General features: G+C 66.4%; 12 protein-coding genes. All 12 read left to right on the top strand.

The window, feature by feature from the left end:
- Nucleotides 1-254: 254 nt before the first annotated feature.
- A complete protein-coding gene (locus ACCD06_RS29670; RefSeq protein ID WP_252140582.1) occupies nt 255-1,211 on the top strand; it encodes a LysR substrate-binding domain-containing protein in 957 nt (318 codons plus the stop codon).
- A 268-nt stretch (nt 1,212-1,479) separates the two neighbouring features.
- On the top strand, nt 1,480-2,529 hold the full coding sequence (locus ACCD06_RS29665; RefSeq protein ID WP_413345592.1) for an ABC transporter substrate-binding protein: 1,050 nt from the start codon (nt 1,480-1,482) through the stop codon (nt 2,527-2,529).
- Between the two features lie 185 nt (nt 2,530-2,714).
- Nucleotides 2,715-3,770, top strand: a complete 1,056-nt coding sequence (locus ACCD06_RS29660; protein WP_413345590.1) for an ABC transporter ATP-binding protein — start codon at nt 2,715-2,717, stop codon at nt 3,768-3,770.
- The gene (locus ACCD06_RS29655; protein ID WP_413345588.1) at nt 3,767-4,705 is read left to right on the top strand and encodes an ABC transporter permease; all 939 of its coding nucleotides are present in this window, start codon (nt 3,767-3,769) and stop codon (nt 4,703-4,705) included. Before ACCD06_RS29660 ends, ACCD06_RS29655 begins: the two co-directional genes overlap by 4 nt.
- Nucleotides 4,702-5,502: an ABC transporter permease gene (locus tag ACCD06_RS29650; protein ID WP_109049671.1), complete on the top strand. Its 801-nt coding sequence runs from the start codon at nt 4,702-4,704 to the stop codon at nt 5,500-5,502. Before ACCD06_RS29655 ends, ACCD06_RS29650 begins: the two co-directional genes overlap by 4 nt.
- A 355-nt stretch (nt 5,503-5,857) precedes the next feature.
- On the top strand, nt 5,858-7,741 hold the full coding sequence (locus ACCD06_RS29645) for a right-handed parallel beta-helix repeat-containing protein (RefSeq protein WP_413345585.1): 1,884 nt from the start codon (nt 5,858-5,860) through the stop codon (nt 7,739-7,741).
- 235 nt (nt 7,742-7,976) lie between these two features.
- Nucleotides 7,977-8,786 (top strand): ABC transporter permease, encoded by an 810-nt coding sequence (locus tag ACCD06_RS29640; protein WP_413345583.1) that lies wholly within the window; start codon nt 7,977-7,979, stop codon nt 8,784-8,786.
- Between the two features lie 273 nt (nt 8,787-9,059).
- Nucleotides 9,060-10,088: an ABC transporter substrate-binding protein gene (locus tag ACCD06_RS29635; protein ID WP_413346213.1), complete on the top strand. Its 1,029-nt coding sequence runs from the start codon at nt 9,060-9,062 to the stop codon at nt 10,086-10,088.
- 35 nt (nt 10,089-10,123) lie between these two features.
- On the top strand, nt 10,124-10,948 hold the full coding sequence (locus tag ACCD06_RS29630) for an ABC transporter ATP-binding protein (RefSeq protein ID WP_413345581.1): 825 nt from the start codon (nt 10,124-10,126) through the stop codon (nt 10,946-10,948).
- 177 nt (nt 10,949-11,125) lie between these two features.
- A complete protein-coding gene (locus ACCD06_RS29625) occupies nt 11,126-12,481 on the top strand; it encodes a hypothetical protein (RefSeq protein ID WP_413345579.1) in 1,356 nt (451 codons plus the stop codon).
- Complete coding sequence (locus ACCD06_RS29620; RefSeq protein WP_413345576.1) at nt 12,478-13,629, top strand: Gfo/Idh/MocA family protein; 1,152 nt, start codon at nt 12,478-12,480, stop codon at nt 13,627-13,629. The genes ACCD06_RS29625 and ACCD06_RS29620 overlap by 4 nt, the downstream gene beginning before the upstream one ends.
- Nucleotides 13,630-13,785: 156 nt before the next feature.
- Complete coding sequence (locus ACCD06_RS29615; protein WP_413345574.1) at nt 13,786-14,946, top strand: dihydrodipicolinate synthase family protein; 1,161 nt, start codon at nt 13,786-13,788, stop codon at nt 14,944-14,946.
- The last annotated feature ends 10 nt before the right edge of the window (nt 14,947-14,956 follow it).

The raw sequence follows: 14,956 nt of genomic DNA, 5'->3' as shown, positions 1-14,956 counted from the left end.
CTATAACTGTCAAATCAGATCGAAGGGGTGTTTCATGACCGAATGTTATGTGGCAGTGGGAGGCTCCGCGTTTCCGGAGGCTGTCTTCGGCGATTATGTCCGCGATCTCCCTCCCCCCCCGGGGAGAGGGGCGGGGTGAGGGGGATGCACAAGGGTGGATTCTCGAGAATCCTCGCCGTGCGTCCCCCTCACCCTAACCCTCTCCCCGGGGGGGAGAGGGGATTACACCCGATTTGGGCTATGGGACGGGCGCCATGATCAATCCGCGCCAGATCGAGGCTTTCCGCGCCGTGATGGTGACCGGCGGCATCACCGCCGCGGCGGAGCTGCTGAACATCTCCCAGCCCGCGGTCAGCCGGCTGATCGGCGATCTGCAATATGCGCTGAAGCTGACGCTGTTCGAACGGCGCGGGCCGCGCATCGCGCCGACCAGCGAGGCGATCTCGCTGTATCAGGTGGTGGACCGCGCCTTCGTCGGGCTGGAACTGATCGAGCAGACGGCGCGCGACCTGACCGCGCGGCGCAGCGGGGCATTGCGGGTGGCGGCGATGCCGGCGCTGGGGGTTGGATTCCTGCCGCGCTACGTCGCGCGCTTCCTCGCCGAGCGGCCCCGGGTGGACATCGCGCTGCGCGGCAGCACGTCGCCCACCATCCTGGATTGGGTGGCGACCGGACAATGCGAGCTGGGCTTCGCCCATACGCCCATCGACCACGCGGCGGTGGTGACCGAGAAGATCCACGGGATCCCGGCTGTCGCCATCCTGCCCCCCGGCCACCCGCTGGCCGCCAAGGAGGTGCTGGTCCCGAAGGATTTCGAAGGCGAAAGCTTCATTTCCACCACCCCGCCGGCCCTGCTGCGCTCCCGCATCGATACCGCCTTCGCCGACCATGACGTGGCGCGGGTGATGCGGGTGGAAGCCCAATTGACCATGAACGCCTGCGCCATGGTGGCGGCCGGCTATGGCGTGTCGGTCGTCGATCCCTTCACCGCGCAGGATTATGTCCCGCACGGGCTGATCGTCCGCGCCTTCGAACCGCGCATCGGCTTCGACATCGCCATCCTGCGCTCCGCCCAGGTGCCGCTGTCGATGATCGCCGAGGACTTCCTCAACGGCTTCATGGAGGAGGCCACGCGCTTCCGCGACAGCCTGATCGGAACGGGCGATGGAACCGAAAGCGGGCCCCAACTCGTTCGGAACACGGAATTATAACATTAACGGATGAATGATGGCGCGAATTCGATTTGACGGTTATGTGACTGCGCCATCACCCTTGATCCATGTCCGAGCCGGGACCTTCACGAAAAACAGCCCCGAAAATGGGCGGCCGGCAAGGTGACGGACGTAAAGGCGGCGATCCGGACCGCTGTTCGCGATGCGGTCCGAAGATCAGCCCCAGACGAACCCCCAGGCCATGACCTGGGAGCCCGATGAACAGGGACCCTGCCAACAGGGATCAAGGCTCTAGAGGAGAATGACGATGCGCTCCGTGATGTGCGGGTTGATGGCGACGGCGGCCCTGTGGTGCGGCATGGCCGCGGTCCAGACGGCTGAGGCCCAGGACAAGACGCTCTATGTCGCCGCCTATGGCGGTTCCTTCGAGCAGACCATGCGCAAGGACATCATCCCGGCCTTCGAGAAGGCGACGGGGATGAAGGTCGAGTATGTCGCCGGCAACTCCACCGACAATCTCGCCAAGCTGCAGGCCCAGAAGGGCAACCAGCAGATCGACGTCGTCATCCTGGACGACGGCCCGATGTATCAGGCGGTGGCGCTGAACTTCTGCGCCGACCTGGAGAAGGCGCCGGTCTACGACCAGCTCTATGATCTGGCGAAGATGCCGTCGGGCAAGGCGATCAACTTCGGCGCCGTCGGCACCGGCATCGTCTACAACAAGGCCTATTTCGACGAGAACAAGATCCCGGCCCCGACCTCGTGGAAGGACATCGAGGATCCGCGCTTCAAGAAGAAGCTGGTGGTTCCGCCGATCAACAACAGCTACGGCCTGCACGCGCTGGTGATGATGGCGCGCCTGAACGGCGGCGGCGAGACCAACATCGAGCCGGGGTTCAAAGAGTTCAAGGACAAGATCAACCCGAACGTGCTCGCCTATGAGCCGTCGCCGGGCAAGATGACCGAGCTGTTCCAGAGCAACCAGGCCGTCATCGCCGTCTGGGGTTCGGGCCGCGCCAAGGCGCTGGCCGACACCGGTTTCCCCGCCACCTTCGTCTATCCGAAGGAAGGCGGCATCGTGCTGGGCTCCGCCGCCTGTCAGGTCGCCGGCAGCAAGAACGCGACCGAGGCGCAGAAGTTCATCCAGCACATGCTGGGCGTCGAGGCGCAGACCGCGCTGGCGGTCAATGCCGGCTTCGGTCCGGTCAACAAGACGGTGGAGCTGCCTGCCGAGAAGCAGGTCGGCATCCCCTATGGCCCGGAGCAGGTCGGCAAGCTGCTGGTGGTGGACTGGGACACCATCAACAAGAACCGCGAGCAGTGGAACCGTCGCTGGACCCGCGAGATCGAGCGCTGAGTTAGTCCCCTCTCCCGCCCCGGGAGAGGGAAGGGGCCCGCCGCAGAGCGGTGGGAAGGGTGAGGGGTTAGGCACGGAGCCATGCGGTTCGGGTTCCTTGGGTCACCCCTCACCCTCCCCACTTCGTGGGTCCCCTCCCTCTCCCGGGGCGGGAGAGGGCGTTAATGGGAGAGGGAGACGACGGCATGGCTTATCTGGTTCTCGACCAACTGACCAAGCGCTTCGGAAACTGGACGGCGGTCGATCATGTCTCGCTGACGGTGGAGAAGGGCGAGCTGATTTCACTGCTGGGGCCGTCGGGCTGCGGCAAGACCACCACCTTGCAGATGATCGCCGGCTTCCTCGACGCCGATGGCGGGCGGGTGACGCTGGACGGCCAGGACCTGCTGGCGAAGAAGCCGAACGAGCGCGGGCTGGGCATCGTCTTCCAGAGCTATGCCCTGTTCCCGCACATGACCGCGGCGGAGAATGTCGCCTTCGGGCTGGAGATGCGCAAGATCAACCGGGCCGACCGCGACCGCATGGTGGCGGACGCGCTGAAGCTGGTCGGGCTGGAGCAGTATGGCGACCGCCACCCGCGACGGATGTCGGGCGGCCAGCAGCAGCGCGTGGCGCTGGCGCGCGCGCTGGTCATCAAGCCGAGCCTGCTGCTGCTGGACGAGCCGCTGTCAAACCTGGACGCCAAGATGCGCGAGGAGATGCAGATCGAGCTGCGCCGCATCCAGCGTACCGTCGGCACCACCATGATCCTCGTCACCCACGACCAGTCGGAGGCGATGGCGCTGTCCGACCGCGTGGTGGTGATGAACAAGGGCCGCATCCAGCAGGTCGCCACCCCGCAGGAGGCCTACGACCGGCCGGCCAACGCCTTCGTCGCCAACTTCCTCGGCCGCACCAACCTGCTGCCGGGCATGGTCGGCAGCGGCGCGGGCGGCGGCACCGTCATCACGGTGGCCGACAGCGTGTGGCCGGTGTCGCAGCCGGTGCCCGTGGGGCCGGGGGCGCTGGCCGTGCGGCCGGAGAAGGTTGGCTTCGTCGATGCCGGCGGGCTCGGCGGCACCGTGCTGGCCCGCGTCTTCCAGGGCACGCAATGGCTGTTCGAGATCGAGACCGCCGCCGGCCGCCTGATGGTGATCCGCCAGCATGACGGCTCTCCCCTGCCGGCCGAGCGCGAGCGGGTGATGGTCGGGTGGCGGCCCGACGACATGGCGGTGATGCCCGCCGATCGGGAGGCGGCATGAGCATGGCGGCCTCCACCGATACCCAAATGCAGGCGAATGGCGCCAACCCGGCCGCTCACGCTCCCCCGCCGCGCCGGCCGCGCCGCTGGCCCTGGGCACCCTATCTGCTGAGCGCGCCGGGGCTGGCGCTGTTCGCGGTGCTGCTGCTGGTGCCGCTGGTGATGACGTTCCTGTTGTCGCTGAACAGCTTCAGCTTCTATGGCGGCATCGAGAATGTCTGGCAGCTCGGCAACTATGCCGACATCATCGCCGACAGCTATTTCCACGAGGTGTTCCTGCGCACCTTCCGCATCGCCGCCCTGGTGACGCTGCTGTGCGCGGTGTTCGGTGCGCCGGAGGCCTACATCCTGCGCCGGATGAAGTCGCCGTGGCGCGGGCTTTGCCTGCTGATCGTGCTGGGGCCGCTGCTGATCTCGGTGGTGTCGCGCACGCTGGGCTGGGCGCTGCTGTTCGGTTCCACCGGCCTCGTCAATCAGGGGCTGATGGGGATGGGGCTGATCGCGACGCCGATCGAGTTCATGTACACGGAAACCGGCGTCGTCATCGCGCTGACCCATGTGCTGGTGCCCTTCATGGTGCTGTCGGTGTGGGCGTCGCTCCAGCGGCTCGACCCGCAGGTGGAGAATGCGGCGCTGTCGCTGGGCGCCGGACCGCTGACGGTGATGCGCCGTGTGGTGCTGCCGCAGATCGTGCCGGGCATCCTGTCGGGGTCGATCATCGTCTTCGCGCTGGCGGCCAGCGCCTTCGCCACCCCGGCGATCATCGGCGGGCGGCGGCTGAAGGTGGCGGCGACTCTCGCCTATGACGAGTTCCTGAACACGCTGAACTGGCCGTTGGGCGCCACGGTGGCGGTGCTGCTGCTGATCGCCAACATCGTCATCATCGTCGGCTGCAACCGGCTGGTCGAACGTCGCTACAAACAGGTGTTCGAATGAACCGCAACGGCCCGATCGCGCTGATCTTCCACGTCCTGTTCCTGGGCTTCCTGCTGGCGCCGATCCTGATCGTCTGCGCGGTGGCCTTCACCTCGCAGGGCTATCTGTCGCTGCCGACCGAGGGGCTGTCGCTGCGCTGGTTCCGCGCCATCGGCGACAATCCGGAGTTCATCCGCGCCTTCAAGGACAGTTTGCTGCTGGGCGCGGTGTCCTCGACCCTGGCGATCCTGGTGGCGGTTCCGGCGGCGCTTGCCATCGCGCGCCACCAGTTCTTCGGCCGCGAGGCGATCCAGGCGCTGTTCCTGTCGCCGCTGATGGTGCCGCACATCGTCCTCGGCATCGCCTTCCTGCGCTTCTTCACCATGATCGGGCTGGGCGGCACCTTCGCCGGGCTGGTGCTGAGCCATGTCATCATCATCCTGCCGTTTGCCCTGCGGCTGATCCTGGCGGCCTCGACCGGCATGGACCGGGCGGTGGAGAATGCGGCGGCGTCGCTCGGCGCCTCCTCCTGGACCTGCTTCCGCCGGGTGACGCTGCCGCTGATCCTGCCGGGCGTGGCGAGCGGCTGGGTGCTGGCCTTCATCAACAGCTTCGACGAGGTGACGATGACGGTCTTCATTGCCTCGCCGGAGACCACCACCCTGCCCGTCCGCCTGTTCCTTTATATCCAGGACAACATCGACCCGCTGGTCGCGGCGGTGTCGGCGGTGCTGATCTTCCTGACGGTGGCCGCCATGCTGGTGCTCGACCGCGTCTATGGCCTGGAACGGCTGCTGGTCGGCAAGGGCCGCGACTGAGACGACGATCCTTCTTCGAGTTTCCTCCCCAGACTGATCGCCCCGCACGTCCGCGTGCGGGGCGTTTTTCTTTTCAGTGAATGATTCTGTCCTTCTCGAAAGACTTGGCGACAGATGAGGTCGTGAAACTGCGCCTTGTTCGAGCAATGGACCGGCATCGGGAGAGTTACCCCTACACCAATCGTGGTGTCTATCTCCGCTTATGCTGGGTAATCAGTTCCAGATATTGCCCAGTGATCGCAGGAAAGTAACAGGATTTACCACCAATTCGTTTGTTCCCGGAAAAATGCCTCACCAATGCCCCAGCCGTCTGGCCATGGTGGCGCCGCATCGCAACCGCCAAGGATACGGACCAATGGCCACGACCTCCGGGAACTCGACCATCACCGTGAACGCGAAGGGGACCCTCGACGCGCATTTCAACCTGCTGGTCGACGGCAAGCAGATCGGTGAGGGCACCACGGGTGCCACGGCCAAGGACTTCGTCTTCAAGACGGATATCGCCGAGAACCAGGGCCACAAGATTCAGGTCCAGTACGACAATGACGGGATCTTCAACGGCACCGACCGCAACCTGATCGTCAACGAGGTCACCATCAACGGCAAGTCGGTCCTGCCGACCGCCGACCATGTCACTTACGACAAGGGCGCGCTGGACGGCCATGACGTCGCCGACGGGCAGGCCGGCATGTGGTGGAACGGCGCGCTGGTCGTCGATGCCGACAAGAGCTATTTCACCGCGGACGGCGTGACGACCCCCACCACGCCGGCCCCCACCACGCCGACGCCCATTCCGCCTGTTAGCGAGGCGCCCGATCCCACGCCGAGCGCCCCCACCCCGAGCGTGCCGCAGCCGACCGGCCCCGGATTCTACGTCGCCACCAACGGCAAGGACAGCTGGTCGGGCAAGCTGGCCGCCCCCAACGCCGACGGCACCGACGGTCCCTTCGCCTCGCTGCAGAAGGCCCAGACCGCCATGCGGTCGAGCGACATCGACACCACCTATGTCCGCGGCGGCGATTACCACCTGAACAGCCCGGTCTGGCTGACCGGCCAGGATTCCGGCGTCACCTTCACCGGCTATGGCAACGAGAAGGCGGTGATCCACGGCGGGTCGCAGGCATCCGTGTCGTTCGGCGTCAGCGGCGCCCAGAACGTCACCATCGAAGGGCTGACCTTCACCGACGGCGTTGCGAACGGCCACTATGTCTTCGCCGACAAGGCATCCGGCCTGACCTTCGCCAACAATGAGGTGAAGGGCGGCGGCTACGGCATCACCGTGCAGAACAGCACCGACAGCAAGGTCGTCGGCAACCAGTTCGACAGCACCGGCGCCGAGTCGATCTTCGTCAAGGCCGGTTCGAACTCGACGGTCGTGTCCGACAACCACATCACGCATCCGAACGCCGCCAACCGTGGCGACGCCGGCATCTGGGTCAACGGCAGCTCCGACGTCCAGGTCACGCACAATCTGGTGGAGCATTCGCCGGAGAAGGCCATCGCCGTCGGCTCGGTCCAGACGGACGGCAGCGACGCCTCCCACCGGGTGACCGTCGCCTTCAACAAGGTCGTCGACGCCAATCTGGAATCGAATGACGGCGGCGGCATCTACCTGATCAACCGCCAGCAGGACCTGACCGGCCACACCGTCGTCAACAACGAGGTGACCGGCACCACCGCGACCAACCCGACGGGTCAGGTGGCGAGCTGGGGCATCTATCTCGACGACTGGACCAGCGGCGCCACGGTCAAGGGCAACCTCGTCCACGGCAACATCGGTGGCGTGTTCCTGCATGGCGGCTGGGATAACAAGGTCACCGAGAACGTGATCGCCGACAACAGCGGCGCCCAGATCGGCCTGCAGCAGCCGGTCGGCTGGAGCGGCTGGAAGGGTCACGAGATGAGCGGCAACGACATCTCCGGCAACGTGGTCGACGTCAGCGACGGCACCGCCGTCCACATCTACGGCCCGGCCAATGTCGGCAACATCCATGACAACTTCTACAGCCACCTGAACACGTCGCAGGACATGTTCGACGTCTGGCCGCAGGTGATGGCGGGCGGCGGCAAGGGCAATCTGGGCGAATGGCAGGCCGCCGGTTACGACAAGGGATCGACCATGGTCGATCCGGGCTTCGTCAATCCCGGCGCGCACGACTACAGCCTGTCGTCGGATTCGTCGGTCTATGCCCATGGCTTCGACCACATCCCCACCCACGACATCGGCCTGATCGGCTGATCGGCCTCGACCCGGCCGAACACGTGTTTTGACTGCGGGCCGCCCGGCGACGGGCGGCCCGTTCGCGTTTGCGGGCAGCGGGTGGGCAGTGGGAGGGCGAAATCGTTCTGATCGCAAATGATCCGTTACCACCATTTTCTGTGTTGACCGCAGGGGTCGGCAGCCGTACTTTTAACCAGCCGGTTAAAACATCGCGGCCGCCCCGCCGCCCGAGCCCGCCGGCCGGAGGAGACGCATGGAACCCCGCTCTCGCTCGGGCGCAGCGTTGCGCCTGCTCAATTCCGACTGGGTCCGCCCCATCCTGCTGATCGTGATCCTGCTGGTTCTGTGGGATCTGTCGGTCCGTATCTTCGGGGTGCCCGCCTATCTGGTGCCGAAGCCCGGCGACGTCGTGCTGGCGATGATCGACGAATGGCCGCGGCTGCTGTCCGAATCCGTCCCGACCTTCACGGCGACTCTCGGCGGCTTCGCGCTGTCGGTGCTGTTCGGCATTCCCATCGCGATGCTGATCGCCGGATCGCGCACGGTCGAAGCCTATGTCTACCCGCTGCTGGTCTTTTCGCAGTCGATCCCCAAGGTCGCCATCGCGCCGCTGTTCGTGGTGTGGTTCGGCTTCGGCCTGATGCCGAAGGTGATCGCCGCCTTCCTGCTGGGCTTCTTCCCGGTCGTCGTCTCGGCGGTCCAGGGCTTCAAGTCGGTGGACGGCGAGATGATGGATCTGGCGCGATCCATGAAGGCGTCGCGGCTGCAGACCTTCCAGATGGTCAGCCTGCCGCATGCGCTGCCGGCGATCTTCGCCGGGCTGAAGGTCTCCATCACGCTGGCGGTGGTGGGGGCGGTGGTCGGCGAATTCGTTGGCTCCAACTCCGGCATCGGCTTTGTCCTGCAGCGCTCCATCGGCAATTTCGAACTGCCCTTGATGTTCGCGGCGCTGACCGTGCTGGCGCTGATGGGCGTCGTGCTGTTCTGGGTCATCGACATGGTCGAACGCTTCGCCATCCCCTGGCACGCCAGCCAGCGCGACAAGTACGGCCCGGCCGCGTGAAAGGCTGTGAGTTCTCGTTCCGATTGTCGGCCGTCATCCCCGCGAAGGCGGGGATCCAGGCTACCGGTTCAAGCGCTTGAAAAGGCTGGATTCCCGCCTTCGCGGGAATGACGGTCGAGAGGCGGGAATGTCGGCCGAGAGACTCGCTTGATGTGATCCGACACCGCAGTTTTGAAGATGTGGTCCCGAAACCCGTTCATCGACAAGAACCCCGGTGCCGGACACCGCCGGCCGACGGGGCGATCCACCACCCATGGGAGGACACCGGTCGTGATGAAGAAAGCCATCGTCGCGGCGCTTTGCGCCTTTGCCGCCTCAACCGCCATCTCCACTTTGCCGGCGCAGGCCGCCGACAAGGTGACGCTGATGCTGAACTGGTATGTCTATGGCGAACACGCGCCCTTCTATTACGGCAAGGACAAGGGGCTGTACGAGGCCGAAGGCATCGACCTGGAAATCCAGGAAGGCCGCGGATCGGCGGTGACGACGCAGCTGGTCGCCAGCAAGGCGGTCACCTTCGGCTATGTCGACGTGCCGACGATGATCAAGGCGGCGATGAAGGGCGCGCCGGTGTCCTCGCCGGGCGTGCTGCTGCAGACCAGCCCGATGTCGGCGATGGGCTTCAGCGAGAAGAACATCCGCAAGCCGGAAGACATCAAGGGCAAGATCGTCGCCATGACGCCCGGTGACAGCATGTCCCAGATCTGGCCGCTGTTCCTGAAGAAGACCGGCCTGAAGGAACGTGATTTCGAGGTGGTGTCGGGCGACGCCCAGACCAAGCTGAACGCCGTCATCAACGGACAGGCCGACCTGCTGCTGGGCTATGTCATGGACCAGAGCATGAAGATCAAGGACGCCACCGGAAAGTCGGTGACGCCGATCCGCTTCGCCGATTACGGCGTCAACATGGTCTCCTCCGGCATCATCGCCAACACCGACACGCTGAAGGAGAACCCCGACCTCGTCCGCCGCTTCATGGCCGCCACCACCAAGGCGGTGGAAGAGGCGGAAAAGGCGCCGAAGGAGGCTGCCGCCGCCATCCTGAAGGCCAACCCGAAGGGCGGCAAGCCCGACACGCTGCAGGAAGGCTTCGAGCTGACCATCCCGCTCTACCGCACCAAGGAGACGGAGAAGATGCGGCCCTTCCAGGTCACCGACGCCAACATGAAGGAGACGGTGGATCTGCTGGTCGAATATGGCGGGCTGGACAAGTCGGCCAAGGACAACCCCAAGCGCTTCTACACCCGCGAGTTCCTGCCGGCCGACCCTGCGGCGAAGGCGATGAACGCCGCCGCCAAGTAACGGACCACATGCCCGCACGGAGCGACGAGGAGAGCATGGCACAGCCACAGTTGAAACTGGTCGGCGAGGCGGAGACGCAGCGTCTGTCCGGCGAGCCGCTGATCCGCATCGACGGCGTGACCAAGACCTACCGCACCCGCGACGGCGAAGTGCCGTCGCTCCGCCCCATCACCTTCGACGTGCGGCCGGGCGAGTTCCTGGTGGTGGTGGGACCCTCGGGCTGCGGCAAGTCCACCCTGCTGAAGATGCTGGCGGGCCTGCTGCCGGTCACCAGCGGCACGATCCGGATCGAAGGCGATACGGTGACGGAGCCGCACGACGACACCGGCATCGTCTTTCAAAGTCCGACGCTGCTGGCGTGGCGGTCGGTGCTGCGCAACATCATGCTGCCGGTGGAAATCCGCCGCCTGCCGCGCGACCGCTATCTGGAACGCGCCCACAAGCTGGTCGAGATGACCGGGCTGAAGGGGTTCGAGCACAAGTATCCGTGGCAGCTGTCGGGCGGCATGCAGCAGCGCGCCGCGCTGTGCCGGGCGCTGGTGCACGACCCGAAGATCCTGCTGATGGACGAGCCGTTCGGCGCGCTCGACGCCATGACGCGGGAACGGATGAATGTCGAGTTGCAGCGCATCCAGCACGAGACCGGCAAGACGGTGATCCTGATCACCCACTCCATCCCCGAAGCGGTGTTCCTGGCCGACCGGGTGATGGTGATGTCGGAACGGCCGGGCACCATCGCCGCCACCTACGAAGTCCCGCTGGAGCGCCCGCGGACGCTGGACGTCATGGGCGACCCGGTGTTCATCCAGCTGACCCAGACCATCCGCAAGCATTTCGCGGCGCAGGGGCATTTGGATTAGGGGCGCGATCAGGACGCTCAGTTAGACCCCCACCCTAACCCTCCCCCGCTGGGCGGGGGAGGGGACTCCGCCCCCCGTATGCAAAGCTCCTGTCTCCCTCCCCTGCCCAGCGGGGGAGGGAAGGGGCCCATGCGCCAGCATGGGAAGGGTGGGGGCAAGACTCGAAGGATCTTCATCATGCCCGCCCCCCGTCTCCGCATCCGCGCCATCGAGCTGTACGAGCGGCCCGTCCGTTTCGTGAAGCCGTTCCGCTTCGGCGCGGTGACGGTGGAGGCGGCTCCGCAGGCCTTCGTCCGCGCCCTGATCGAGGTCGAGGGACAGGGCGAAGCCTGGGGCGCGACGGCAGAGATGATGATGCCGAAATGGTTCGACAAGCGCCCGGACCGCAGCCCGGCCCAGACGGTGGACGGCTTGCGCCGCTCGCTGGTCGAAGCGCGGGAAGCTTATCTGGCGGACAGCCGGCTCGACACCGCCTTCGGCCATCACGCCGCCTTCACGCCGACGATGGAGCCGAAACTCGCTGCAGCCTTCGGGCCGGCGCAGATCGACAAGGCGGTGCTGGACGGGCTGCTGCGGGTGCTGGGGTTGAACGCGTTTCAGGGGCTGGGCGCCAATGTCGCCGGGCTGGACGCGCGGCTGGCGCCCGACCTCGCAGGCTTCGATCTGGACGGGTTCCTCGGTGGACTCTCTCCGCTTGCAGAGGTGGAATTGCGCCACACCGTCGGGCTGCTCGACAAGCCGGAGGACTTGGCAAGGCACGCGCATCTGCGCTGGTTCAAGATCAAGCTGGGCGGCGACGTGTCCGCCGATGTTGCGAGGCTCACCGAACTGGCCGACGTGCTGGAGCGGAGCGCCCCCGGCTATCGCGCCACGCTGGACGGCAACGAGCAGTATCGCGATGCACCCCATGTCGCGGAGCTGCTCGACCGCATCGACGCCTCCCCTGCCCTGGCCGGCTTCCGCAAGGCGCTCGCCTATCTGGAGCAGCCGATCGCGCGGGAGGCGGCGCTTGCCCGGCCGCTGGGGGCGGTGGCGGAACGGGTGCCGGTCATCATCGACGAGTCCGACGACGGGTACGACGCCTTCCCGCAAGCCCGCGTCCTGGGCTATCGCGGCGTGTCGTCGAAATCCTGCAAGGGCCTCTACAAGGCGATGCTCAACCGCGCCCGTTGCGCGGCGTGGGGGGCGCCGCACTTCATCTCCGCCGAGGATCTGACGTGCCAGGCCGGGCTGTCGGTGCAGCAGGACACCGCCCTGGTCGCTTTCCTCGGCATCCCGCATGCCGAACGCAACGGGCACCAGTATGGCGGGGGCTTCGGCAGCGAGGCGGAGGGTGCGGCCTTCCTCGACGCCCATCCTGGTTTCTACGAACGCCACGCCGACGGGACGGTGCGGCTCGCCACCGGCAGCGGACGGCTGGCGACGGCGCCGCTGTCCGGCCCCGGCTTCGCTCATATCGCCGACCCCGACTGGTCCGGCCTTTCACCCCTTTCAAACCCGACATCAGCGCTTTCCGAAGGAGTTCCCCCATGAGCACCAAGCGCCTTGGCCTCATCATGCACGGCGTCACCGGGCGGATGGGCATGAACCAGCACCTGATCCGCTCGATCCTGGCGATCCGCGCCCAAGGCGGCGTCACCCTGTCGGACGGCTCGCGCGTCATGCCCGATCCGATCCTCGTCGGCCGCAATGCCGAGAAGATGCAGGAACTGGCCCGCCGCCACGGCATCGAGCGCTGGAGCGACAATCTCGACGCGGCGCTGGACAATCCGGACGATGTGATCTTCTTCGACGCCGGCACCACCCAGATGCGCCCCACCCTGCTGGAAAAGGCGATCCGCGCCGGCAAGCATGTCTATTGCGAGAAGCCGATCGCCACCAACCTGGACGAGGCGCTGCGCGTCGTCCGGCTGGCGAACGAGGCCGGGGTGAAGAACGGCACGGTGCAGGACAAGCTGTTCCTGCCGGGCCTGGAGAAGCTGCGCATGCTGCGCGACAGCGGCTTCTTCGGCCGCATGCTGTCGGTGCGCGGCGAGTTCGGTTATTGGGTGTTCGAGGGCGACTGGCAGCCGGCGCAGCGCCCGTCCTGGAACTACCGCGAGGAGGATGGCGGCGGCATCATCCTCGACATGATCTGCCACTGGCGCTATGTGCTCGACAACCTGTTCGGACAGGTCAAGAGCATCTCCTGCCTGGGCGCCACCCACATTCCGGAGCGCTGGGACGAAAAGGGCAAGCCCTACAAGGCGACCGCCGACGACGCCGCCTATGCGATGTTCGAGCTTGAGGGCGGGGTGATCGCCACCATCAACTCCTCCTGGTGCACGCGGGTCTATCGCGACGATCTGGTGACCTTTCAGGTCGACGGCACAAACGGTTCGGCGGTCGCAGGATTGACCGACTGCGTGATCCAGCCGCGCCAGGGCACGCCGCGCCCGGTGTGGAACCCCGACCAGAAGCAGACCATCGACTTCTACGACACCTGGCAGCCGGTTCCCGACAACGCCGTGTTCGACAACGGCTTCAAGGTGCAGTGGGAGTCCTTCATCCGCCATGTGGTGGAGGATGCGCCCTACAAGCACGGTCTGATCGAAGGCGCCAAGGGCGTCCAGCTGGTGGAATGCGCGCTGCAGAGCTGGCGCGAACGCCGCTGGGTGGATGTGCCGGCGATCGGGGGGTGAGGCTGCGGCTTCGAATGCCCCCACCTAACCTCCCCCGCTCTCGCGGGGGAGGGACTGCCGCCACTCTCCCGCCTGAGCACCTGCCCCCTCCCCCGCGAGAGCGGGGGAGGGTTGGGGTGGGGGCAAGTGGCCACGACCTACCCAGGAACCCATCCCATGCCGACCATCCGCCTCCCCCGCGCCGACCGCAGCATCGAGAGCTACACGCTCGCCCCGCCGCGCGGCTTTCCCGCCCGCACGGACCGGCCGCTGACCCGCATCGCCTTCGCCGCCGCCCATATGGTCGCCGATCCGCTGGCCGAGGGCGATCCGTGGCTGGCACCGGCCATCGACTGGGACCGGACCATCGCCTTCCGCGAGCATCTGTGGAACCTCGGCCTCGGCGTTGCCGAGGCGATGGACACGGCGCAGCGCGGCATGGGGCTGGACTGGCCGACCTCGCTGGAGCTGATCCGGCGGTCGCAGTCGGCGGCCAAGGCACGCGGCGGTGTCATCGCCTGCGGCGCCGGCACCGACCATCTGCCGCCGGAGAACGCCCGCAGCATCGACGACGTCATCCGCGCCTATGAGGAGCAGATCGAGGCCATCGAGGCGCTCGACGGCCGCATCATCCTGATGGCGTCGCGCGCGCTGGCCCGCGTCGCCAAGGGGCCGGAGGATTACATCCGCGTCTATGGCCGCATCCTGTCGCAGGTGAAGCAGCCGGTGATCCTGCATTGGCTGGGCGACATGTTCGATCCGGCGCTGGCCGGCTATTGGGGCAGCAGCGACATCGACACGGCGATGGACACCGCGCTGTCGATCATCGGCGACTTCGCGGCCAAGGTGGACGGCATCAAGATCTCGCTGCTCGACAAGGACAAGGAGATCGTCATGCGGCGGCGCCTGCCGGAGGGCGTGCGCATGTATACGGGGGACGATTTCAATTATGCGGAGTTGATCGCCGGCGACGGGCAGCATCATTCCGACGCGCTGCTCGGCATCTTCGACGCCATCGCGCCGGCTGCCGCCGCGGCGCTGGCCCATCTGGCCGACGGCGACGAGGCGGCGTTTCACGACATCCTGGCACCCACCGTGCCGCTGTCGCGCCACATCTTCAAGGCGCCGACCCGCTTCTACAAGACCGGCGTCGTCTTCATGGCCTATCTGAACGGCCATCAGGACCACTTCACCATGGTCGGCGGGCAGGAGAGCACGCGCTCCACCCTGCATCTGGCTGAGCTGTTCCGGCTGGCCGACAAGGCCGGGCTGCTGTCCGATCCGGACCGCGCGGCGCAGCGGATGGCGGCGGTGCTGGCAGTAAGAGGGATTTCGTGATGCGGGGGAT

It is taken from the genome of Azospirillum sp. CT11-132, assembly GCF_047302835.1.
In the GTDB taxonomy this organism is placed as follows: Bacteria; Pseudomonadota; Alphaproteobacteria; order Azospirillales; family Azospirillaceae; genus Azospirillum.
Note: the sequence above shows the minus strand (reverse complement) of the source record. Positions and strands in the feature narration are given on the sequence as shown.

What these genes read in the sequence shown, in the direction of transcription:
- ACCD06_RS29670 (WP_252140582.1), top strand. Translation starts at nt 255, where the DNA reads ATGATCAATCCGCGCCAGATCGAGGCTTTCCGCGCCGTGATGGTGACC.
- ACCD06_RS29665 (WP_413345592.1), top strand. Translation starts at nt 1,480, where the DNA reads ATGCGCTCCGTGATGTGCGGGTTGATGGCGACGGCGGCCCTGTGGTGC.
- ACCD06_RS29660 (WP_413345590.1), top strand. Translation starts at nt 2,715, where the DNA reads ATGGCTTATCTGGTTCTCGACCAACTGACCAAGCGCTTCGGAAACTGG.
- ACCD06_RS29655 (WP_413345588.1), top strand. Translation starts at nt 3,767, where the DNA reads ATGAGCATGGCGGCCTCCACCGATACCCAAATGCAGGCGAATGGCGCC.
- ACCD06_RS29650 (WP_109049671.1), top strand. Translation starts at nt 4,702, where the DNA reads ATGAACCGCAACGGCCCGATCGCGCTGATCTTCCACGTCCTGTTCCTG.
- ACCD06_RS29645 (WP_413345585.1), top strand. Translation starts at nt 5,858, where the DNA reads ATGGCCACGACCTCCGGGAACTCGACCATCACCGTGAACGCGAAGGGG.
- ACCD06_RS29640 (WP_413345583.1), top strand. Translation starts at nt 7,977, where the DNA reads ATGGAACCCCGCTCTCGCTCGGGCGCAGCGTTGCGCCTGCTCAATTCC.
- ACCD06_RS29635 (WP_413346213.1), top strand. Translation starts at nt 9,060, where the DNA reads ATGAAGAAAGCCATCGTCGCGGCGCTTTGCGCCTTTGCCGCCTCAACC.
- ACCD06_RS29630 (WP_413345581.1), top strand. Translation starts at nt 10,124, where the DNA reads ATGGCACAGCCACAGTTGAAACTGGTCGGCGAGGCGGAGACGCAGCGT.
- ACCD06_RS29625 (WP_413345579.1), top strand. Translation starts at nt 11,126, where the DNA reads ATGCCCGCCCCCCGTCTCCGCATCCGCGCCATCGAGCTGTACGAGCGG.
- ACCD06_RS29620 (WP_413345576.1), top strand. Translation starts at nt 12,478, where the DNA reads ATGAGCACCAAGCGCCTTGGCCTCATCATGCACGGCGTCACCGGGCGG.
- ACCD06_RS29615 (WP_413345574.1), top strand. Translation starts at nt 13,786, where the DNA reads ATGCCGACCATCCGCCTCCCCCGCGCCGACCGCAGCATCGAGAGCTAC.